The organism is Haemophilus sputorum CCUG 13788, from assembly GCF_000238795.1.
Classification (GTDB): domain Bacteria; phylum Pseudomonadota; class Gammaproteobacteria; order Enterobacterales; family Pasteurellaceae; genus Haemophilus_A; species Haemophilus_A sputorum.
The window spans coordinates 1-213 of record NZ_AFNK01000087.1 but is presented as its reverse complement, the minus strand read 5'-3'; the positions used below and the strand labels follow the sequence as shown (position 1 = coordinate 213).

The window sequence follows — 213 nt, the reverse complement described above, 5'->3', positions numbered from 1 at the left end:
GCGGCAGGCTCATCTGCAACAGCAGCTGGTTCGTCTGCAACTGCAGCAGAATCTTCAGCAACAGCGGCAGCATCTTCAGCGACAGCAGCAGGTTCATCAGCGACAGCAGCAGAATCTTCAGCGACAGCGGCAGGCTCATCAGCAACAGCAGCAGGTTCATCTGCAACCGCAGCTGAAAGCTCAGCAACCGCAGCAGGTTCATCAGCGACAGCA

1 protein-coding gene is annotated in these 213 nt (G+C 57.3%); it reads right to left on the bottom strand.

All coding sequences use genetic code 11. The features are described from left to right. On the bottom strand, positions 1-213 hold a 213-nt coding region (locus HSP_RS11445; protein ID WP_208854032.1), incomplete at both ends, for a hypothetical protein.